The organism is Natronomonas sp. CBA1123, from assembly GCF_009741925.1.
GTDB lineage: Archaea > Halobacteriota > Halobacteria > Halobacteriales > Haloarculaceae > Natronomonas.
This window is the reverse complement of record NZ_WPCC01000030.1, coordinates 16,475-37,804: the sequence shown is the minus strand read 5'-3', so window position 1 is coordinate 37,804 and position 21,330 is coordinate 16,475. Positions and strand designations below refer to the sequence as shown.

At 65.1% G+C, this 21,330-nt stretch carries 18 protein-coding genes and 1 pseudogene; 6 read left to right on the top strand and 13 right to left on the bottom strand.

Going from position 1 to position 21,330, the window contains the following annotated elements:
* Positions 1–180: 180 nt before the first annotated feature.
* From GJ631_RS12995 to GJ631_RS12970, 6 genes are all read right to left on the bottom strand, one after another.
* Positions 181–888 (bottom strand): DUF2270 domain-containing protein, encoded by a 708-nt coding sequence (locus GJ631_RS12995; protein WP_156709570.1) that lies wholly within the window; start codon positions 886–888, stop codon positions 181–183.
* A 123-nt stretch (positions 889–1,011) separates the two neighbouring features.
* On the bottom strand, positions 1,012–1,815 hold the full coding sequence (pheA, locus tag GJ631_RS12990) for a prephenate dehydratase (RefSeq protein WP_156709569.1): 804 nt from the start codon (positions 1,813–1,815) through the stop codon (positions 1,012–1,014).
* A 242-nt stretch (positions 1,816–2,057) separates the two neighbouring features.
* A complete protein-coding gene (gene lpdA, locus GJ631_RS12985; protein WP_156709568.1) occupies positions 2,058–3,482 on the bottom strand; it encodes a dihydrolipoyl dehydrogenase in 1,425 nt (474 codons plus the stop codon).
* Between the two features lie 139 nt (positions 3,483–3,621).
* Positions 3,622–4,980: an NAD(P)/FAD-dependent oxidoreductase gene (locus tag GJ631_RS12980; RefSeq protein ID WP_156709567.1), complete on the bottom strand. Its 1,359-nt coding sequence runs from the start codon at positions 4,978–4,980 to the stop codon at positions 3,622–3,624.
* Between the two features lie 91 nt (positions 4,981–5,071).
* Complete coding sequence (locus GJ631_RS12975; RefSeq protein ID WP_156709566.1) at positions 5,072–5,557, bottom strand: ester cyclase; 486 nt, start codon at positions 5,555–5,557, stop codon at positions 5,072–5,074.
* 222 nt (positions 5,558–5,779) lie between these two features.
* Positions 5,780–6,580, bottom strand: a complete 801-nt coding sequence (locus tag GJ631_RS12970; RefSeq protein WP_156709565.1) for a winged helix-turn-helix domain-containing protein — start codon at positions 6,578–6,580, stop codon at positions 5,780–5,782.
* Between the two features lie 170 nt (positions 6,581–6,750).
* On the opposite strand from GJ631_RS12970, the gene GJ631_RS12965 reads away from it, so the two are divergent.
* Positions 6,751–7,509, top strand: coding sequence for an RlmE family RNA methyltransferase (locus GJ631_RS12965; RefSeq protein ID WP_156709564.1), 759 nt, complete (start codon positions 6,751–6,753; stop codon positions 7,507–7,509).
* Here GJ631_RS12965 and GJ631_RS12960 read toward each other — a convergent pair.
* The 4 genes and pseudogenes from GJ631_RS12960 to GJ631_RS12945 form a co-directional block, all read right to left on the bottom strand.
* Positions 7,506–7,703: a hypothetical protein gene (locus tag GJ631_RS12960; protein ID WP_156709563.1), complete on the bottom strand. Its 198-nt coding sequence runs from the start codon at positions 7,701–7,703 to the stop codon at positions 7,506–7,508. The genes GJ631_RS12965 and GJ631_RS12960 overlap by 4 nt on opposite strands.
* A gap of 42 nt (positions 7,704–7,745) precedes the next feature.
* The gene (locus tag GJ631_RS12955; protein WP_156709562.1) at positions 7,746–8,462 is read right to left on the bottom strand and encodes a queuosine precursor transporter; all 717 of its coding nucleotides are present in this window, start codon (positions 8,460–8,462) and stop codon (positions 7,746–7,748) included.
* A pseudogene (locus tag GJ631_RS12950) lies at positions 8,455–8,630 on the bottom strand (CopG family transcriptional regulator). The gene GJ631_RS12955 and the pseudogene GJ631_RS12950 overlap by 8 nt, the downstream one beginning before the upstream one ends.
* A gap of 73 nt (positions 8,631–8,703) precedes the next feature.
* Complete coding sequence (locus tag GJ631_RS12945; protein WP_370518669.1) at positions 8,704–10,908, bottom strand: twin-arginine translocase subunit TatC; 2,205 nt, start codon at positions 10,906–10,908, stop codon at positions 8,704–8,706.
* A gap of 96 nt (positions 10,909–11,004) precedes the next feature.
* Here GJ631_RS12945 and GJ631_RS12940 point away from each other — a divergent pair, with 96 nt between their 5' ends.
* The 4 genes from GJ631_RS12940 to GJ631_RS12925 all read left to right on the top strand — a co-directional run bounded on the left by GJ631_RS12940 (position 11,005) and on the right by GJ631_RS12925 (position 15,857).
* Entirely contained in the window at positions 11,005–11,778 is a 774-nt protein-coding gene (locus GJ631_RS12940) for a twin-arginine translocase subunit TatC (protein ID WP_156709560.1), read from the top strand.
* Between the two features lie 109 nt (positions 11,779–11,887).
* Entirely contained in the window at positions 11,888–13,207 is a 1,320-nt protein-coding gene (locus GJ631_RS12935) for an O-acetylhomoserine aminocarboxypropyltransferase/cysteine synthase family protein (protein ID WP_156709559.1), read from the top strand.
* Entirely contained in the window at positions 13,204–14,412 is a 1,209-nt protein-coding gene (gene metX, locus GJ631_RS12930) for a homoserine O-acetyltransferase (protein ID WP_156709558.1), read from the top strand. Before GJ631_RS12935 ends, metX begins: the two co-directional genes overlap by 4 nt.
* A gap of 155 nt (positions 14,413–14,567) precedes the next feature.
* On the top strand, positions 14,568–15,857 hold the full coding sequence (locus GJ631_RS12925; RefSeq protein ID WP_156709557.1) for an O-acetylhomoserine aminocarboxypropyltransferase/cysteine synthase family protein: 1,290 nt from the start codon (positions 14,568–14,570) through the stop codon (positions 15,855–15,857).
* Between the two features lie 7 nt (positions 15,858–15,864).
* On the opposite strand, the gene GJ631_RS12920 is transcribed toward GJ631_RS12925, so the two are convergent.
* The 3 genes from GJ631_RS12920 to GJ631_RS12910 form a co-directional block, all read right to left on the bottom strand.
* On the bottom strand, positions 15,865–16,134 hold the full coding sequence (locus tag GJ631_RS12920) for a hypothetical protein (protein WP_156709556.1): 270 nt from the start codon (positions 16,132–16,134) through the stop codon (positions 15,865–15,867).
* Between the two features lie 81 nt (positions 16,135–16,215).
* Positions 16,216–16,848, bottom strand: coding sequence for a phosphoserine phosphatase SerB (gene serB, locus GJ631_RS12915; RefSeq protein ID WP_156709555.1), 633 nt, complete (start codon positions 16,846–16,848; stop codon positions 16,216–16,218).
* A gap of 52 nt (positions 16,849–16,900) precedes the next feature.
* On the bottom strand, positions 16,901–19,477 hold the full coding sequence (locus GJ631_RS12910; protein WP_156709554.1) for an RND family transporter: 2,577 nt from the start codon (positions 19,475–19,477) through the stop codon (positions 16,901–16,903).
* A gap of 240 nt (positions 19,478–19,717) precedes the next feature.
* Here GJ631_RS12910 and serA point away from each other — a divergent pair, with 240 nt between their 5' ends.
* On the top strand, positions 19,718–21,298 hold the full coding sequence (gene serA / locus GJ631_RS12905) for a phosphoglycerate dehydrogenase (protein ID WP_156709553.1): 1,581 nt from the start codon (positions 19,718–19,720) through the stop codon (positions 21,296–21,298).
* Positions 21,299–21,330 lie beyond the last annotated feature (32 nt).

The window sequence follows — 21,330 nt, the reverse complement described above, 5'->3', positions numbered from 1 at the left end:
GCCGACCCGGCAAAAACGTTCATGAAAAAGACACATCGGGCCTCCCTCCGGTCGGCCCTCGGTCCCGTGCGCCTTCGGCGCACGGTGAACCGCTCGCTTCGCTCGCGGATGCTCGTTTTTTTGGTTGATGACGTAGAGTCGGTTTAGCTGTTGAACGATTCGCCAGTCAGCCAACGAGCGTCATTTCCACTCTTCGTTCGCAGGCCGAGACTGCAACTCACCCTTCGCTTTCCGTCTATTCGGCCAGAGCGTCAGTACTATCCCACAGACGTAGTACACTGCAATACTGCCGAGAACGACTTCACCCGGCACAATCCCAACGGTAGCGGTCTCGATAAGTCCGGTCGGCGTCGTTGCGAAGACGGTCAGCCGGACGACCCAGGCGGCGACCAGAACCGAGATGAGTGCGAAATACACCCGTCGGAGGCGGCGCGAAACGGCCTCGATTACCGGTGTCTTCACCGCCGGCGCTCGGAAATCGTCGCTGAGAAGTTCGCGCCAGTTCGATAGCTCTACGCCTTCCGGGTCGAGCGCGTTCGCGAACACGTTCTCTTCCAGCATCCGAATCCGAGAGCGCCAGATGTCGTACACGCGATAGCGACGGGCCTCGATTCCCAAGAACACCGTTAGCATGACGATTCCGATGAGGAGGATGTAGTGGGGCCGTGATTCCGACGAAAACGCCCATGTGAGTAACGTCGCTGTCAATACGACCGCCCAATTGGTCGTCCTGTCGATTCGTGTGCGCCACGACGTAGTCCGGCCCATCTCACCACGGTAGGCGTGGCCCATGAGTGCGAGAAAATCGGACCGGTCAGTTGCCGCCTTGCCAGCAATCTCGCGTTCTTCGGGTGACTCTGGGTCGAAGTCTCTCGGAATGTCCGACATACTACACATACGGACAACGAGCAAGTAAACGTGAGCAATAATCCGCTGAAATCCTGTTCTCTTCTACGTCCGGAAAAATAGCCGACCTCTCCCGCGAACCGAACGCCGGGTCGGGAACTGCACTTATAACACGTGCTCGGTGTCGTAGGAGCCAAGGACGCGAACCCAGCCCTCGCTTGCGATGTCACGCAGTTCCTCGATGGCCTCCTGTGCGCGCTCCTCGTAGAGGCCGGCGGCGAAGTCGAAGTGGAACATGTAGTCGCCGAGGCGTTCGCCGCTGGGACGGGACTCGACACGCGAGAGGTTGATATCGCGGTCGGCGAACGGTTCGAGCATCTCGAGGAGCAGTCCCGGGTGGTTCGTGTTCGGGTAGACGATGACGGAGCTCTTGCCGCCGGCGTCGTTGCGCTCCGTTTCGGGTGCAAGGACGACGAACCGGGTGGCGTTGGAAGTGCTGTCCTGGATGTCGCGGGCCAACACCTGCAGGTCGTCACCGGCGGTGGCGGGGTGGCCGATGGCGGCGACGGAGGCGTCCTCTCGGGCTCGTTCGACACCCCGAGCGGTCGAAGCGACGGCCTCGGTTTTCGCGCTCGGGTACTCCTCGTTGAGGTACTCCCGACACTGCGCCAGCGCCTGGGGGTGGCTCGCGACGATGTCGAACTCGCCGGCCTGTGCCAGCAGGGCGTGTTGGATGGGCGTGACGATTTCGCGGACGACGGCGACGTTGCGGTCGGCGAGTGCGTCCAACGACTCGGTGACCGACCCCTCGATGCTGTTCTCGATGGGGATAACGCCGCGTTCGTACTCCCCGCTGGCGACGCCCTCGACGATGCCGGTCACCGATTCCACGAAGTCGATGTCGTCGGCGACCGCCTGCGTCGCGCGATGTGAGTACGTCCCTTCGGGGCCGAGCGTGAGGGCTTTCATGGACTCCCGTAGCAGGGTTGGGGCTAAAAGCGCGTCGGGGGCGAGGTTCCGACTGGAAGGAGGAACCTCGATGTACGAACGGCGAACGCAGTGAGCCGTGAGTGGCGGATGAGAGCGTCAGCGAGAAGCCTCGGATGGCGAGCGGGGAGCGAAGCGACCCGCGAGCGGCGGATGAGAGCGCCGGTGTGAAGGCTCTCGGAAGACGAACGGCGAACGCAGTGAGTCGTGAGCAACGACTGATACTACCGATTCAGCGTGTGTGTCGCTTCGCCGCGGGCGTTGGCGGCGGCCTCGGCGACGGCTTCCGACAGCGTCGGGTGGGTGTGGATGGTCGCGGCGACGTCTTCGAGTTGGGCGCCCATCTCGATGGCGAGGCCGACCTCGGCGATGAGTTCCGAGGCCTCCGGAGCGACGATTTGGGCACCGAGGACGAACTCGGTTTCGGCGTCGGCGACGATGCGGACGAAGCCCTCGCTTTCGTCGAGGGTGAGTGCGCGCCCGGAGGCCCGAAGCGGCATCTCGCCGACGACGGGGTCGAAGCCGGCGTCGGCGGCGTCGGCTTCGGTCATCCCGACGGTACCGATTTCGGGGTCGGTGAAGACGGCCGCCGGGACGGCCTGATAGTCCAGGGCCGCGGGTTCGCCGGCGATGACCTCGCTTGCGACGTGGCCCTCTTTGTACGCCTTGTGGGCCAACATCGGGTCGCCGGCCACGTCGCCGACGGCGAAGACGTTCTCGACGCTCGTGCGGGCTTGGTCGTCGGTCTCGATAGTGCCCTCTTCGGCGGTTTCGAGGCCGATGGCGTCGAGGTTGACGGTGTCGGTGACGGGCTGGCGGCCGACGGCGACGAGCACCTTCTCGGCGGTATACTCGTGGGTCTCGCCGTCCTCGTCTTCGGTCGTGACGAACGCTTCGGACCCGGTGTCATCCCACTCCTGGGCGACTTCGCCGAAGTTGAACTCGATACCGAGTTCCTCGGCGCGCTCGCGGACGACCCGCGTAACGTCGTCCTCGTAGCCCGGCAGGATGTCGTCGAGCATCTCGACGACGGTCACGTCGGTACCGAGCTTCGCCAGCACCGTCGACAGTTCCATGCCGATGTAACCGCCACCGACGACGAGCAGGGAATCGGGGAGCTCATTCAGCGATAGCAGGCCGCTGGAATCGAGAACCCGGTCGTCGTCGAACTCGAAGCCCGGCAACTGGATGGGGCGGCTCCCGGTGGCGAGGATAGCGTGTTCGAACTCGATGGACTCGCTGCCCTGCCCTTCGCCGCCGTGGGCGACGCGGACGGTGTTTTCGTCTTCGAACTCCGCCCGTCCGGGGACGAGGTTGACGCCGTTCGCCTTGCACAGTTTTTCGACGCCGCTCGTGAGTTGGTCGACGACGCCGTCCTTCCAGTCGACCATCCCCTGAAGGTCGACGGCGGGGTCGGCGTAGACGCCCATGTGTTCGGCGCCACGTGCCTCGTGGGCGACATCGGTCGCGTGGACGAGCGCCTTCGATGGGATACAGCCCGTGTTGAGACAGGTGCCGCCGTAGGCGTCCTTCTCGACGAGCGTCACGTCCAACCCGAGTTGCCCGGCGCGAATAGCGGCGACGTAGCCGCCCGGGCCGCCGCCGATGACCAGTACCTCCGTTCCGGTTGCGATGTCTCCTACGACCATTCCTTGTCAGCCCACTCTCACGCCGGGGTTAAAAACTGGCAGGAATTGCCGAACCAGTGTGGTCTCGAACCGTTCGTCGCTTTGCTCAGCACCCGCGAGTCGTGGTGGCCTCGACCACTCTCGCCGGCAGTTCCACCTGCTAGGTGGTGAGCGACGGTTTGACCACACGCCACACGATGGATGGACGGAGCAACGAGGTCGGGGGTTCCTCCATGGTGACGACACGGCTGTAAGCGTCGGCCAGCGTCCCGTCGTCGTGGGCCTTCCGCGTCATTCGGGACAAGTATCGGTTGAGGATGTCGGTTCCCGGTGGCTTCGGTCCGGTGGTCTCCTCGAAGCGGAAATCCGAGCCAACGGAGACGTTCCACGCGTTGTCGACGACGCTCTCGACACGGTTGAAAAAGCGCACGGCGAGGTCATCCCGTCCGCCTGCAGCAAGCGCGTGATGGAGCTGGAGCCCCTCCAGAGCGGCCACCGACATCCCCTGTCCGTAGATGGGATTGAAACTCGCGATAGTGTCTCCGAGGACGACGAGTCCATCGGGAAACCGCTCTAACTCCCAGTATCGTCGTCGCAAATTCGCCGGGAACGGGTACTGTTCGACGCCGTCGGAGACGATTTCGTGGTCCTCGATAATCCGGGCGACTGCGTCGACCGGGAGGCTCTTGGCGAACTCCAACATCCCGTCGAGGTCAGCGGGTGGATGGTCGCCGTGGAGCCCCGACAGCGTCACGACCCAGCGGTCGTCCTCGATTGGGAGCGTGACCGTGCTCCGAGCTCGTGGCGGACACGGCATCACGTGGAACGCTCGCATGTCCGTCGGTGGCCGTTCGACGAGTATCGTACTGTACACGAGGTCGATTTCCACCTCGTCTCTCGGGGGTCGTCGGTAGCCGTGGTCGGCGAGCCACTCGGGTGTCGACGACGTCCGACCCGTACAATCGACGACGAGGTCGGCCTCGACCTCTTCGGTGGTCCCTGTCTCGTCTCGGACCGTCACGCCAACGACGGTCGTCCCGGTGTCGTCCATGAGATACTCCGTCAGGTGGCACTCGTCACGGAGCGCCACGCCATCGATTGCCGCGAGTCGGCGCCATGTCACGTATTCGATGAGGGGCCGGGTCGCACAGTACATCGACACGTGGTGTGAACCGCTTGCGACGAAATCTCCTTCGTCGTAGAAGTTGAAATCGGTCGAGAGGTCGATGTCCATCGCCCCCGCCGAGACGAGGTCGTCGCTGTACCCCGGAAACAGGTCTTCGAGGGTGTCCCGTCCGGCTTCGAGCAGCGCGTGGACGTGGTTTCCCTGCGGAACGCCACGGCGGGGTCTCGGTTCGTCGGGAAAGGCGTCCCGCTCGATTACGGTCACTCGCTCGAACGCGTCCGCGAGCACACGCGCGGCGACCAGTCCAGCCATACTTCCGCCGACGACGACGGCGTGCTCGCCGACCATCGCGACGTTGCTGTGGTCGTACTCCGGAATCGTAGCGACAGTCATAGATGCTCCACGATGAACTCGCCACACTCGGAGGCAATCCCCAACGTGAAAAGAAGCGATGCGTCGGTGACTTCCGGACTCGACATGCTTCTCACAACACCTCCTTTGCGGCCCCGACGACCATCGTGGGCAGTTGACCGACAACCGCGGGGAAGGTCAATCCGAGTTGCTCGGCCAACTCCTTCTGGTCGTAGTACCCTCTGATTTCTCGGATGCCGCCGGCACCGATTTCGACGACGCTCGTCCCGTCGAGTGCGATGGTGTTCCCGGTCGGTGGCAGTCCCTCGCGCATCCCCTCGTGTGTCCCGTGCATCGTCCACTCCTCGATTCGGATACTCTCTTCGGGTACGTCCAACACGTGACGTTGTTCGAACCGGAAATCCGGGAACCGCTCGGCAGTGAGTCTGACGAACTCGGCGATTTCCTCGCCCCCGATTGGCTCCTCGAAGAGCGGGTCGACGTACGTTCCCCCGTCCGCGAACTGTTCGACCACACCATCGGGGTCGTGGTCGTTCCACGCCTCGATGTAGGCGTCGTGGTACGCCGTCTTCCGGTCGGCCAGTGCGCTTTGGCTCATTGCACACCACCCCCGAACAGCCGCTCCCAAAGCCGTCGAAGCGTTTCCCGTGTGTGACTGTTGGTCTCTCCTGTGTCGCTGCTGACGTTCATCTTACCACCCGTGTACCCCGGTCGAATAAGGTGGAGAGACGCACTTAGTTATTATCGGTGAAATGATACAAACCATGAGCTGAAACAACCCCTGCGATATTGCAGGGGCTGTCGCGGAGCGACACGATGTCTACTCGACCGGGAAGTCCTCGACGGTGAGGGGTGTCGCATCTACCCGGTGGGACTCGAAGGTCCCTTCGGCCCACTCGAAGACCGGTTCGGCGTCGGATTCGAAGCCGGTCTGAACAGTCCCGGACTCGTCGAACCCGCCGACGCCGACGAGGTCGTCGTACAGGGCGATAAACCACGGCATGTCCGTCCCATCGGCCGCTCGATAGAAACTCGCCCCCTCGCGTAACATCTCCCGAAACATCTCACACAGACTGGGGCGCTTTCGGATGTAGTCGTACAGCGCTGGCGTAAAGACGGATTCGTGGGCCGTGTCGTCCTCGACGATAGCGTTTCGGGTGGTTCGGATAATCGGCTCGTTGGCCGTGTTCGCGAGGAACCGAACGCGGTCGGCTTGGCGGATGAGCTCGGTCCAGCGGTCGACGCTCTGGAGGGTGTCGAGACGGTCGGGGTCGGTGACCTTCGCGTCGGTGAGCAGGCGGAGGTCGAAGCCCATCTCCTCCATCGGAAGGAGATGTCGATACGGCCCGAGACGGCTGGCGAGGTCCATCGACTCCCGGAACCGTTCGTAATCGTCCGCGAGTACGTCTCCGAACCGAGTGGTCGTGTACGCCTCGTCGGCCTCTTCGATCCAGCCCCGCTCGGTGAAATCTTCGAGTATTCGATTGACGGTCGTCTTGGACATCTCCGTCGTCTCGACGAGTTCGCGTTCGGAGTAGCGACGCCTCGCCAACAGACTGAGAACAGTCACCCGGTTTTCCGAGCGAATCAGAAAATCGAGCTCGGCGTGAGCGTCAACCATACGGGTGCTTCGGGTCGTATTCTAAAATAAATGGGGACGAAACGGGCCGTCAGGGACGACGCTCGCCGTCGACCAGCGCTATCCGATGCCCATTTCCGATTCGGCGGCGTCAGTCCCGATATGAACGCGAATTCGCCGGCCGTTCCGACACGGAATCCGGTGGGGTACACATGACTCGCAAGGACGACTACTACAACCGGGCGAAACAGGAAGGGTATCGCTCCCGGGCGGCGTACAAACTCAAGCAACTGAACGAGGAGGCGGGGCTCATCAGCGAAGGCGACACCGTCGTCGACCTCGGGGCGGCGCCGGGTGGGTGGCTGCAGGTCGCCTCGGAGTTGGCCGGCGAGTCGGGCACCGTCGTCGGCGTCGACCTCCAGCGCATCAAGCCAATCGACGGCGTCGAGACTGTCCGCGGCGACATGACCGAAGGCGACACTCGCGAGAAGGTTATCGATACGGTCGGCGAGGCCGACACCGTGGTTTCGGACATGGCGCCGAACATGACCGGCGAGTACTCGCTGGACCACGCGCGGTCGGTGTATCTCGCCCGGATGGCCTTCGAGACCAGCCTCGAACTGCTGGCTCCGGGCGGGGACTTCGTCGCGAAAGTGTTCGAGGGACCGGACACCGACGACCTGCGGGCCGACATCGACGAGGAGTTCGAGTACGTCCGTACGATTCACCCGAAGGCCTCCCGGGACTCCTCCTCGGAGCTGTTCATGGTCGCGAAAGGCCGACTCACCGCGCCGGTTCGGGAGGGTGACCAACTCGAAGTCGACATCGAGGACGTCGGCAGCGAGGGCGACGGCATCGCGAAGGTCGAAGGGTACACGCTGTTCGTCTCTGGGACCGAGGCGGGCGAGACCGTCGAGGTGCGGGTGACCGACGTGAAGCCACGCTTCGGCTTCGCCGAACGGGTCGACTAACGCGAGCGCTCCTCTTCGAGTTCGTTTTCGAGTTCTTCGACTCTGGCTTCGAGTTCCTCGACGCGGTCGCTGCCGCCGCTTCTGCTCACGAGAAACAGGACGACGAGCAACACTGGCACTGCGAAAAGGAACAGTATCAGGAAGATGATGAGCAGTTCCGGGCCGCCGGGGATGCCGAATTGGAGGGGCAACATAACCGGTACGTTCGCACGCGACGTGAAAAGCGTTCCTGCGGATTAGACCGGTGCGACGCCGTCATCGGAGCGGCGAATCGCCCCGGTGATGAGGTAGACGAACGGCGTATCGACGAGTGCGATGAGGAGCTTCAGGACGTACTGGCCGACGATGAGCGAGAGGACGAAGCCGACCTCGTAGGTCGCCCCGAAGCCGAGTTGTGGGAGGACGTAGAAACCCAACCCGACGAAAATGACCGTATCGATGGCCTGACTCGTCCCCGTCGAGGCGATGTTGCGGAGCCACAGCATCTCGCCGTCGGTGAGTTCCTTGAGTTTGTGAAAGACGACGACGTCGTAGTTCTGACTGACGAGGTACGCCGCGAGGCTGGCGATGACGAGGGGACCGCTCTGTCCGAGCACCGCCGCGAAGTTCGCGGGGTCGATTGGCTGGCCGGGAACCGCGGGTGCGGCGATGGTGCTGTAGACGAGCGCGAGCAACAGGAAGTTCATCAGGAAGCCGACGTTGACGAGCACCTGACCGGCGCGTTTGCCGTACAACTCGGTGTAGCAGTCGGTCGCGAGGAAGGTGAGTGCGTACGCCAGCGCGGCGCCGGGCAACACGAGACTGGTCCCCGTCACCGGCAGTCCGATGGGGGATTCGAACAACAGGAGTTTCGAGGCGGTCACCTGTGCAGTGACGAGCGCGGTGACGAACATCGCCGCCAGTGCGACGGCGCCCGCCGGGAGCGCTCGCCGCGGTTCGACGGCGTTACTCATCGTCCTCCAGTCGGTCGTGGCGGGCGTCGATTTCGTCGAGGATGTCGAGGTTCTTCCGGATGGCGCCCGGATGGCGTCGCTTCGGTTGACGTACTTGCCGTCGTCGCCGACGTGGTCGTCGAGGTCGTCGAGCAGTTCCCCTGGAATCTCGACGCTTATCTTGGGCATACTCGGGGATGACTGTGAGAATACTTAAGCCGTTCTCAACGCGGTTCGGTCGCCGAAGGCACCGGCGACCGCTTCAGTCGGCCGGTTCGACGCGCTGTCGCTCGCGGCGACCGCCCAGCGTGAGCAGCCACAGGATGGCCAACCCGACGCCGTAGGCGAAGACGATGGGGATACCGAGGAGGAACATCGTGAACACGCCGCGAGGGGACAGCAGCGCTCCGGCGGCGAGGACAGCGATGGTGACCTCCCGCCAACGGGTTCGCATCGTCCGATAGGCGACGATGTTCCCGCGGTAGAACAGCACCATCGAGACGGGAATCATCGCGAGGATGCCGATGCCGACGGTGAGGAAGAAGATGAGCCAGCCGTAGTTGTTGATGCGGTAGGCGATTATCATGCCGGCGTCGAGGACGTCCGCGGCGAGCCAGGAGATGACCGTCGGCGCGACGTAGACGAAGCCGACGATGCTCCCGACCGCCATGCCGACGATGAGGCTGCCGCCCCACGCGAGCAGGACGCGGCGGTCACCGCGGGCCAGTCCGCGCTCCTTCAGCGAGGGCCAGGCGTAGTACAGCAACAGCGGCAGCACGGCGGCAGCCCCGAAGATGGTCGCCACCTTGATTTGGAAGATGAGCGCCTCGACGGGATGGAGCGTGACGATAGACACCTGTTCGGCGGCGTACTCCGAGGGCATCCGGCTGACGAACTGGTCGTTGAGTCGGCCGATGCCGCCCTGATACAGCACGAAGAACGTCCCGGCCAACACGACCATGAACAGGCCGACCAGCCGGAACGATTTCGCGGTGACGCTGTTGAGAACGAAGGCGGCGTCGTAGGCGTAGCCGCCGATGTCGTCCTCGTCGATGTCGTCCTCGCTGAAGGCGCTCAACATTCCGGCGCCGCGGCGGGCGAGGATGCCTCCTTCCTCTTCTTCGTCCGTTTGGGCGTCGGTGGCCGCGGCGCTCCCGTCGCCGCCGTCCTCGAAGTCGTTCGGGGACACGTCGCTCTCCGGCGGGTTGATGTCGTCGTAGCGGTCGAGGATGGCCCGTGCGCGCTCGGGGTCGTCTTCCTCCATCGCCTGCCCGGCCAAGGCGACGGCCTCGTCCTCTTCGAGGCGGGCGAAGGCGGCCGCGGGCGCCGCACGGATGCCGCCCTCGTCCAACTCCGAGAGGTCGATGTCGGCGGGGTCGGCGGGCGACCCGCCCGGAACCGCATACTGGCTGGCGCTCTCGTCGAGGCCCTCGTAGACGAAGTAGCCGAAGCCGACGACGGCGGCGAGGGCGCCGTAGAGGACGCTGACGAGTGCGACGTACGTCGTTTCGGCGAGGCCGTACGCCTCCCCTGCGGGGATGAACCGATAACTGGACCCGAGGGAGTCCAGCAGGCCGTTGACGCTCCCGACGCCGCCGTAGGTGTAGAAGGCATAGATGAGGGCGCCGCCGACGAGGAACAGCCCAGCGAGGACGTTCCAGTGTGCGCGGGCGACCGACCGGAAGTCGGTCGACTCGGTGGAGCGCTTCGCCGTGACGACGATTTTCGCCAGATACAGCGACACCCCATACAGCGTCACGAGGGGGACCGCCCACATGATTTGCGTGAAGGGGTCCGGCGGGGAGAACAGCGCGCCGAAGATGAAGATGGCGACGACGGCGTGGCGCCACTTGTCCCGGAACGTCTCGTAGGGGACGATTTCGGTGTACGACAGCGTGCTCATCACCAGGGGCAGTTGGGCGGCGAGGCCGAACGACAGCGACAGCAGGAAGATGAACTGCGCCCACATCGAAATCGAGTAGGTCGGCTGAAAGCCCGCGCCGACGGCGTTCGACGCGAGGAAGCCGAACATGAGCGGGAAGAAGAGGTTGTAGGCGTAGGCGACGCCGCCGGCGAACAGCGCGAGGCTGACCGAAATGAAGCCGGCGGATTTCCACCACGGAATCGAGTCGGGCCACCGGCCTCGCTGCTTCAGCGAATCGCGGGAGTAGTAGATGAGCATCGGCACCGACAGCAGAATCCCGACGACGAGGCCGATTTTCACCTGCAGGAGGATGACCTCGAAGGGGGTGATGGCGACGACGACGATGTCGGGATTCGTGTTGAGGTCGGCCTTCAGGATGCTCCAGACGAACGCTCGCAGGACGTAGATGGTTCCGATGAGGCCGATGACGAAGACGATGAACACCTTCTGCAGATGGGTCTGTGCGGTCGACAGCAGGGCACCGAGCTGTGCACGCCCCTCCGCGACCGTCCGCTTGACGTCGTCATCGGCGGCACTAGACACGACGGGAAGGTCGGCTTTCGCAGTTATCAACCTTTTCCGTTCGGTCTGCCGGCGCCGACGAGAAGGCTTACAAACGGCCGGTACCGTTCGACGTACATGGGTGAGACGGCCGACGGGTCCTACGAGGTCGACGACGGCTTCGTCGGTGAGGGCCCCGAGAGCGACGAGGAGATGCCCCTTGCGGACCACATCGAGGAGATGGTGTACCGCCTCGGCATCGTCCTCGTCGTCATGGCAATCGTCTCCGGCGTCGTGTTCCCCTTCGGCGATTACATCATCAACTTCCTGTGGTACTCCGTGCTGCCGGGCGGCGACGTCGCTCGTCCCCGCGTGTACCACCCACTCGCGCTCATCCTCGCGCGGCTGAAAGTCGCTACGCTGGGCGGGTTCATCATCGCACTTCCCGTGTTCGTCTACCAGACGTACCTGTTCATGCGCCCCGGTCTCTACGAACACGAGCGCCGCTACTACCTCGCTTCGGTCCCCGCCAGTCTCGTCCTCGCGGGCATCGGCGTGCTGTTCGCGTACTTCCTCATCCTCCCGGCCATCTTCACGTACTTCCTGACGTACTCCCGGAGCGCCGCCGTCGTCGCGTTCGGCCTCTCGGACACGTTCGGCCTCATCGTCCTCATGATGGGGCTGTTCGCGGCGGTGTTCCAGATTCCGCTGTTCGTGATGCTGGCCATCATGATGGGGCTGACGACGCGGGCGTGGCTCGCCGAGAAGCGCCTGTACTTCTGGGGGGCGTTCCTCGGCATCGCCTTCCTGTTCAGCCCGGACCCGACCGGGATGGCGCCCATCATGGTCGCCGGGACGATGATTGGTCTCTTCGAGTCAACGCTGCTCGTGTTGCGCTGGGTCGGCCGTTAAGGCCGCCCCGTTCCGTGGTTTCTCCCGCCCGATAGCGACCGCTCGCGGGCTGGGCAAAGATTGCCGTAACTCTTGGTTATAGATGTATTGGGATATATGCACGACACACATGAACGACGACGAGCGACGGGCCACGGCGTCCGACCCACCCGACGGTGGCCGGGCGCTGGGTTTCGGAACGCGCTGTCTCCACGTCGGACAGGGGCCGGACGCCGAGACCGGCGCCGCCGCCCCACCAATCTATCAGACGACCTCCTTCGAGTTTCCCGACGCCGACACCGCGGCTGCTCGCTACGCCCTCGAAGACGACGGCAACGTCTACTCCCGCATCGCCAACCCGACGGTTCGCGCGCTCGAGAAACGTCTGGCCTCGCTGGAGGGCGGCACCGACGCCCTCGCGACCGCCTCCGGAATGGGCGCCTTCGACGCCGCGACGCTCGTTCTCGCCGAAGCGGGCGACAACGTCGTCTCGGCCTCCTCGATTTACGGTGGCACCCACGCCTATCTCTCTCACACCGCCGCCCGCCGCGGCATCGAGTCCCGATTCGTCGACACCCTTGACCCCCAAGCCTACGACGACGCCATCGACGAGGACACCGCCTTCGTCCACTGCGAAACCGTCGGCAATCCGTCGCTCGTGACGCCGCCGCTTGAGGAAATCGCCGAGGTGGCTCACGACAACGGGGTCCCGCTGTTCGTCGACAACACCTTCGCCACCCCGGCGCTGTGTCGGCCGCTCGAACACGGTGCCGACATCGTCTGGAACTCCACGACGAAGTGGATTCACGGCTCCGGAACGACGCTCGGCGGGATTCTCGTCGACGACGGCTCCTTTCCCTTTGCAGAGTACCCCGAGAAGTACCCCGAAGTCGGCGCCCCGAATCCCGCCTTCGACGGTGTGAACTTCTCCGAGCGCTTCGGCGACCGGGCCTTCACGATGGCCGCCAGACACCGCGCGACCCGCAGTCTCGGCGACCAGCAGTCCCCCTTCGACGCGTGGGCGACGCTACAGGGCGTCGAGACGCTCCCGTTGCGGATGGAACGGCACTGCGAGAACGCCTTGGCCGTCGCGGAGTATCTCGACGACCACCCCGACATCGCGTGGGTCACCTACCCCGGCCTCGACTCCCACGAAACCCACGACCTCGCCTCGACGTATCTGGAAGGCGGCTACGGCGGCATGGTCGCCTTCGGCCCCGAGGGCGGCTACGAGGCCGGCAAGCGAATCTGTGAGGACACCGAGGTGGCGAAGTTCCTCGCCAACATCGGCGACGCCCGGACGCTGGTCATCCACCCTGCCTCGACGACTCACGCGCAGTTGAGCGAGGCCGAACAGCGCGAAAGCGGCGTCACCCCCGACCTCATTCGGCTGTCCGTCGGCATCGAAGACGTAGACGATATCATCGCTGACCTCGAGGCGGTACTATGAGCGAGGACCGCGGCGTCGAGTCGTTGGGCGAGTTCACCTTCGAGTGCGGGGAGTCGATTCCCGACCTCGAAATCGCCTACGAGACCTACGGGGAGTTCACGGGCGACAATGCCGTCCTCGTCTGTCACGCCCTGACCGGCAGCGCCCACGTCGCCGGCGGCCGCCGGCGCTCCGATACCGCCGGACAGGCCCACGCGTGGTGGGACGACATCGTCGGCCCCGGAAAGGCCATCGACACCACCGAGTACTACGTCGTCTGTGCGAACGTCCCCGGGTCGTGTTACGGCTCCTCGGGACCGGCGTCGACGAACCCCGAGACGGGCGAACCGTGGGGCACCGACTTCCCGGCCGTCACCGTCGGCGACTGGACGCGCGCCCAGCGACTCCTGTTGGACGAACTCGGCGTCCCGAACCTCCACGCCGTCGTCGGCGGCTCCGTCGGCGGCATGAACGTCCTCGATTGGGCCAAACGCCACCCCGACCACGCCGACCGGGTCATCGTCGTCGCCGCCGCGGCGCGACTGGACCCGCAGTGTCTCGCCTTGGACGCCATCGCCCGCCGCTCGATTACGACCGACCCCAACTGGAACGGCGGCGACTACTACGGCCAAGACCCGCCCACCGAGGGACTGGCGCTGGCCCGCCAAATCGGCCACGTGATGTACCTCTCGAAGTCCTCGATGCAGGACAAGTTCGGCCGCCGGTCTGCCGGGATGGACATGGGTCGGGACACGTTCCCCGCCGACCCCGCCGCCGGCTTCTTCCCCTACCGCGAGGTCGAGTCGTACCTCGACTATCAGGGCGAGAAGTTCGCCGAGCGCTTCGACGCCAACTCCTATCTGTACCTCTCGCGGGCGATGGACAACTACGACCTCGCCTCGGGGTACGACTCCGACGCCGACGCGCTGGCGGCCTTCGACGGCGAGGCGCTCCTGCTTTCCTTCACCGGCGACTGGCACTTCACCGTCGAGCAATCCGAGGAACTCGCCGAGGCGTTCCGTGCGACCGACGCCGCGACGGCCCACCACGTCATCGACTCCGACCACGGCCACGACGCCTTCCTCGTCGAACCCGACCGCGTCGGCCCGCCGCTCGACGACTTCCTCGAAGACGGCGTCTACGGGAAAGCCGTCTCCGATACGGTCGAAGACCACGACGCTGGCGACGACTTCGCCCCCGTCCACACGAGTCTGTTCTCCGACTGATACGGAGTGTTGTAACAGCGTGCTGGCGAGCGCCAGTGCTGGGTCGGCGCTCGCCGGTAAAAGACTACAATAGTCCGTATAGCGCTCCGTCATAGACTCCGGTGAGCGTTGCGAGGAAGGTCGGTCTTTATTTGTGCTCACCTCCCGGTGTCGGTATGTTCGACCGAGACGACCTGTACACCGATTCCCTCCACGCCGGACAGGAAGCCGACCCGACGACGGGCGCCCGCGCACCGCCGATTTATCAGACGACCTCCTACGAGTTCGAGGACGCCGAACACGCCGCGGACCTCTTCGCGCTCCAGGAGGCGGGCAACATCTACTCCCGCATCATGAACCCGACGAACGCCGTCCTCGAAGAGCGCATCGCGACGCTGGAGGGCGGCGTCGCCGCCATCGCCACCTCCTCGGGCATGGCGTCGTTCGACCTCGCGACGTTCATCCTCGCGTCGGCCGGCGACAACATCGTCTCGTCGTCGTCACTGTACGGCGGCACCTACACGTACCTCTCCCACACCGTCGAGCGCCGCGGCGTCGAGACGCGCTTCGTCGACACGCTCGATTACGAGGCCTACGAGGAGGCCATCGACGAGGACACCGCCTTCGTCCACTGTGAGACCATCGGCAACCCGGCGCTCGTGACGCCGGACCTCGAACGGTTGGCCGACATCGCCCACGACAACGGGGTGCCGCTGTTCGTGGACAACACCTTCGCGACGGCGGCGCTGTGTCGGCCGCTGGAACACGGTGCCGACCTCGTCTGGAACTCCACGACGAAGTGGCTCCACGGCTCTGGGACGACCATCGGCGGGATTCTCGTCGACGGCGGGTCGTTCCCGTGGGCCGACCACGCCGAGCGGTTCCCCGAAATCGCCCAGCCGAACCCCGCCTACCACGGCGTCAACTTCGCGGAGACCTTCGGCGACGCCGCTTTCGCCTACGCCGCCCGGACCCGTGGCCTGCGCGACCTGGGCAATCAACAGGCCCCCTTCGACGCTTGGACGACCGTCCAGGGACTCGAAACCCTGCCGATGCGGATGGAGCGACACTGCGAGAACGCGATGGCCGTCGCGGAGTTCCTCGACGAGCACCCCGAAGTGTCGTGGGTCACCTACCCCGGCCTCGACTCCCACGAAACCCACGCGGAGGCAAGCGAGTACCTCGACGGCGGCTACGGCGGCATGATTACCTTCGGCCTCGAAGCCGGCTACGAGGCGGCGAGGAAAACGGTCGAATCGACCGACCTCGCCAGCCTGTTGGCGAACGTCGGCGACGCGAAGACGCTCATCATCCACCCGGGGTCGACCACCCACCAGCAACTCACCGACGAAGAAAAGCAAGCCAGCGGCGTCACCGACGACCTCGTTCGGTTGTCCGTCGGCCTCGAAGACACCGACCGCATCATCGCCGACCTCGACGCCGCAATCGAGGAAGCGACCCAGTAGAACCGCTCTAGCCGTCGTAGAAGAGGAACACCGCGACGCCACCGACGACGGCGATGGCGTAGGCCGGTTGGGCGAGGACGGTGTCGATTACGCGGTCGACCGTGACACCGTCGTAGGCCAACGACGCTGTCGCGGTGTCGACCGTGACACCGACCGATGCCAACAGTACCACCAGCGCTCCGAGGGCGACCAACGCCCCGACGGCACTCAACGGGTGGTCGTCTACCCAACTGCTCAACGACGCGACTGGCCGGAGGGCCGCGGCTTTCGCTCCCATGTCACGTCGTAGGACCGAAACGCGCAAAAACACACAGCAGACGTACGGATGACGCGCGTCTGACGCCGCGGTGTCGGCGGGTTACAGAACGGCTTTGGCTTCCAGCAACTCCAGTAAGTCCGTCATCGACTCGACGATGACGTCACAGTGGGGCCCGACCGCCGGTTTCGGCTCGTAGCCGATAGCGAGTCCGGCCACCTCCAGCATCGGGAGGTCGTTGGCGCCGTCACCGATGGCGACGGTGTCGTCCATCTCGACGCCGACCTCTCCTGCGAGTTCTTCGAGAGCGGTGTCTTTCGTCCCCTCGATGAGCGGCCCCTCGGCTTCGCCGGTGAGCTTTCCGTTCCGAATCGGGAGTGAGTTGGCGACGATGGTGTCGACGGAGACGCCCTCCCGTTCGAGTGCGGCGGCGACGCCGTCGTCGAAGCCGCCGGTGAGGATGGCGACGTGGTGGCCGGCCTCCGAGAGGGCGTCGATGACCTCGGCCGCGCCCGGGCGCAACTGCACGCGGTCGAAGGCCGCCTCGACCTGCTCTTCGGGGAGGCCGTCGAGCAACTCGGCGCGGGCGTAGAGGCTCTCGGCGTAGGAGAGTTCGTCGTTCATCGCCCGCTCGGTTATCTCGTCTATCTCGTCGGCGACGCCGGCTTCCTCGCCCAACAGGACCGTCATCTCCGAATCCGAGAGGGTCCCGTCGAAGTCGAACGCGATGAGCATACGCCCTCTGGGTCGGGAGGGGTCACGAAACCGTCGGTTCCCGCGAACCCCGTCAGGCCGCCGCGGGGTCGGCGTCGGCCCACTCCGTCCACAGCACAAGCAGACTCGGCAGCACGACGACGCTGCCGAGGAAGGCGTAGACGATGGTGAGCGCGGTGATGATGCCGAACTGTTGGAGCGGAACCAGCAGTGCCAACCCGAGGATGGCGATGCCGCCGGCCGTCGAGGCGGTCGACCCCAACAGCGCGCCGCCGGTGCCGAAGACGGCGTTTTCCAGGGCCGCCTCGGTGCCGATGTCGCGGTTCAACTCGTAGACGTACCGCTCGGAGACGTGGATGGAGTAGTCGATGCCCAGTCCGATGGTGAAACTCGTGATGAGGGCGGTCATCACGTTGAACGGGATGCCGAGCGCCGCCATCGACCCCGTAATCCACGCGACGGCGAGGGCGACGGGAACGAGCGTGACGGCGCCGAGCGTGGCGTACCCCTCCAGTCGCCTGTAGACGGCCATCAACACGCCCAACACGACGACGAGCGTGACGAGGAGGCTGTCGACGACCGTCGACAGCAGGTTCTCGGCGACGGCCTGATTCATGATTGGCTGGCCGGTAGCGATGGCGGAGAGTCCCTCGCCGTCGACCGGTTCTGCTGCTGGCCGGATGTCCTCGGCGATGGCGGGTTCGCTTTCGGTGCCGTCGACGGGGACGACGATGCGCAACGCGACGTACTCGCTGTTCTCGCGGTGGACCCACGTGCCCGCACCGTCCGGTGACGCCTCGTAGAAGGCGTCATAGACGGCTTCGAGGTTCCGGTCGGGGACGCCGTCGCCGTCGGTGTCGGCGGCGGTGAACGTCTCGTTGAACGCCGCGTCGTCGTCGGCGAGGTCGGCCATCACCCGTATCGGACTCTGGGTCGCGTTCGTGTCGTCTGGCAGGATGAGCACCGAATCGCTCCGGTTTGCGGTGTCGGAGGCCGCCTGTACGCGGTCGAGGGTGTCGTTGGCCGTCACGTCACCCCTGACGAGAATCTGGGTCGTCGTCCCGCTGTAGATGTACGTCTCCCGGTCGACGAACGCGATGTTCTCCTGGGCGGTGTAGTTCCCCGGTGCCAGCGGCCCGAGTCCGTCCATCCACTCGGGGGTCTCCTCGACGAGGAGGTCCTCCTGTTCGAAGGTAGTATCGACGGTCGCGGCGCCGCCGCCGGCGACGAGCGTGACGACCAACGCGGCCGCGAGGACGCCCTTCGGCGAGCGCCGGGCGGCGACGAGCGGCACCGCGAGCAACGCGGTGAGTCTGCCGCCCTCGGTGCCGACCGCCGGGGCACGCCTGTCGGCACCGCGGGCTTCGAGCCGTTCGTCCAACTCGACTTTGAGAATCGGGACGAGGAGGCCGAAGACGACGAACGCGCCGACGATGCCGACCGCGCTGACGAGACCGAACTGTCTCACCGGTGCGACCCCGCTGACGAGATTCGAGAGAAAGCCCGTCGCAGTCGTGATGGTGACGAGCGCCAGCGCCGCGCCGACGCCGCCGAGGGCGGTTGCCATCGCCTTCCGAACTGACGGCGACCGGGGTTCGTCGCCGAACTGGAACCCCCCGACGTCGTCGGTCCCGTCCGGCGGGCGTTCTTCGCGAGCGCGCATGAAGACGTGAATCGCGTAGTCGATGGACAGTCCCATCAATAGCACGGGGACGGCGACGAACAGTTGATTGAACGTGATTCTTGCCCACCCCATGAAGCCGAACGTCCAGACGAGCACCAACGCGACGCCGAACAGCCCCAAGGCCACGTCGTAGAGGTCTCTGTAGGCGACGACCAGCACGACGAGGACGAACAGGAAGGCCAGCGGCCCGACGATGGCGAGGCTGTCGAACGAGGACCGTCGGAGTTCGTCGTCGATGACGCCCTGCCCGAGCACCATCGCATCGCCCTCGACTTCCGCGTCGACGATGTCGGCCATCCGCGTTTGGGCGCGAGCGAGTTCCTCCGCCGGAACGCTTTCGCGGTGGGAGACGACGATGGCCGTCGACTCGGCCGTCTTGCCGTTGCCCTCGTAGCTCGTCGGGACGGTGGCGAAGGAGCCACCTTCGGGCCACGTGTGCTCGACGTCGTCCATCACGATACCGACGGCATACGAGGTGTACAGCTCCAACTCGAACTCCGAGAGCCCCTCGATGGCCTCGATTTGCTCTGCCAGCGGCGGCCGCGGTTCGACGGTAATCTCCTGTGCGTCGACGCCCTCCTCCCTGCGGATGGCGACGATGGCGACGACGTTCGAGACGCCCAGCGGCTGTTGGTCTTCGACGAGCGTCGGCCCGACGACGGGGTCGTCTCTGAGTTCCTGCTGGACGCGCAACTGCTGGAGGTAGCGCTCTTTCGTGAGGACGTTCTCGTCGTCGGCGATGACGACGAACGACCCCGTCGAGTTCGCGGCTTGGCCGCTCATGTTGTCGGTGATGTAGCCGTCGGCGGCGTGTTCGGCGGTGCCGCCGCGGAACTCCTCTAACGTCGTATCGAGGACGACCCCCGGGAGACCGAGGCCCAAGACGAACACGACTGCCAGCGTCACGGCGACGACTTTCCGACGGTGCTCGTAGACGACGGACTCGGCGAGGCTATTCGGCGTCATGCGGGCAGGGATGCGACAACAGGGACACGATTCACCCGACGTGACAGCGGAGCTGATAAATACTCTCCGCCGGTCGTTGACGGCCGTTGATTATCGCCGCCGACTGGTGGCACCAAATTGTGTATTCGCCGTCTCGAAGCTATAAATATAGGCACATTCGTGCATATAAATGCGGTTTCGACCCCGGCAGCACGCGGCGATGAAGAAAGCGTTATCCCTCACGGCCGGGACCGTACGCCCATGAAGGTACTCGTTACGGACCCCATCGCGGATGCCGGTCTCGACGTGATACGCGACGCCGGCCACGAGGTCGTCACGGACTACGAATCGGAGGGCGAGGAACTGCTCGAGGCGGTTTCGGACGCGAACGCGCTCATCGTCCGCTCGGGGACGGAGGTCACCCGCGAGGTGCTGGAGGCCGCGCCAGACCTCGTCATCGTCGGCCGGGCCGGCATCGGCGTCGACAACATCGACATCGACGCCGCGACCGACCAGGGCGTCATCGTCGCCAACGCCCCGGAGGGCAACGTCCGAGCGGCCGCCGAACACACCGTCGCGATGACGTTCGCCACGGCGCGGTCGATTCCGCAGGCCCACGTCCGTCTGAAGGACGGCGAGTGGGCGAAAGGCGCCTTCCTCGGCACTGAACTCAACGGTAAGACCCTCGGCATCGTCGGACTGGGCCGGGTCGGCCAAGAGGTCGCGAAGAAACTCGACTCCCTGGGGATGGACCTCGTCGCGTTCGACCCCTACATCTCCGAGGAACGCGCCGAGCAGTTGGGCGCCGACCTCGCGGAACTCGACGAGGTACTCGAAACCGCCGACGTGCTCACCATCCACACGCCGCTGACACCCGAGACCGAGGACATGATTGGCGAGGCGGAACTCGCCCAGATGGAGGGCGGCTACGTCGTCAACTGCGCCCGCGGCGGCATCATCGACGAGGCCGCCCTCGCAGACGCCGTCGAAGACGGCATTCTCGCCGGCGCGGCGCTCGACGTTTTCGCCGAAGAACCGCTCCCCGACGACAGCCCGCTGCTCGACGTCGAGGACGTCATCGTGACGCCGCATCTCGGCGCCTCGACGGAGGCCGCCCAGGAGAACGTCGCCGTCTCCACCGCCGAACAGGTCGTCGCCGCGTTCAACGAGGAGCCGGTGATGAACGCACTGAACGCGCCGTCGATGGACGAATCCGCCTTCCCGCGGGTCGAACCCTACATCCACCTCGCCGAAACGGCCGGCAAAATCGCCGTTCAACTGCTCGATAGCCGCGTCGAGTCGGTCGAAGTCAGCTACGAGGGCGACATCGCCGAGGAGGACATCGAAATCGTCACCGCCTCCGCGCTGAAGGGCGTGTTCAAGCCGCTGGAGTGGCAGGTCAACGCCGTCAACGCCCCGCGCATCGCCGAAGAGCGTGGTATCGACGTGACCGAGAGCAAACGTCGGCAGGCCGAGGACTTCCAGAGCCTCGTGACGGTCACCGTCAGCGACGGCGAGACCGAAATCGCCGTCTGCGGGACGCTGTTCGCCGGCGACGACCCGCGTATCGTCCGCGTCGACGGCTACCGCGTCGACGCCATCCCTGGCGGGAAGATGATGGTGGCCCGAAACACCGACGAACCCGGTGTCATCGGCCACATCGGCTCGGTGATGGGCGAGTTCGGCGTCAACATCGCTGGGATGTTCAACGCCCGCGAAGTCCACGGCGGCGAGGCGCTCACCGTCTACAACGTCGACCAGGAAGTGCCCGACGAGGCTCGCGAAAAACTCGAAGCCGACGAGCGCATCATCGAGACGAAGTACATCAGCCTGAACGGCTAATCGGACGGATAGAAGGCGATTCGCAGTCGCGT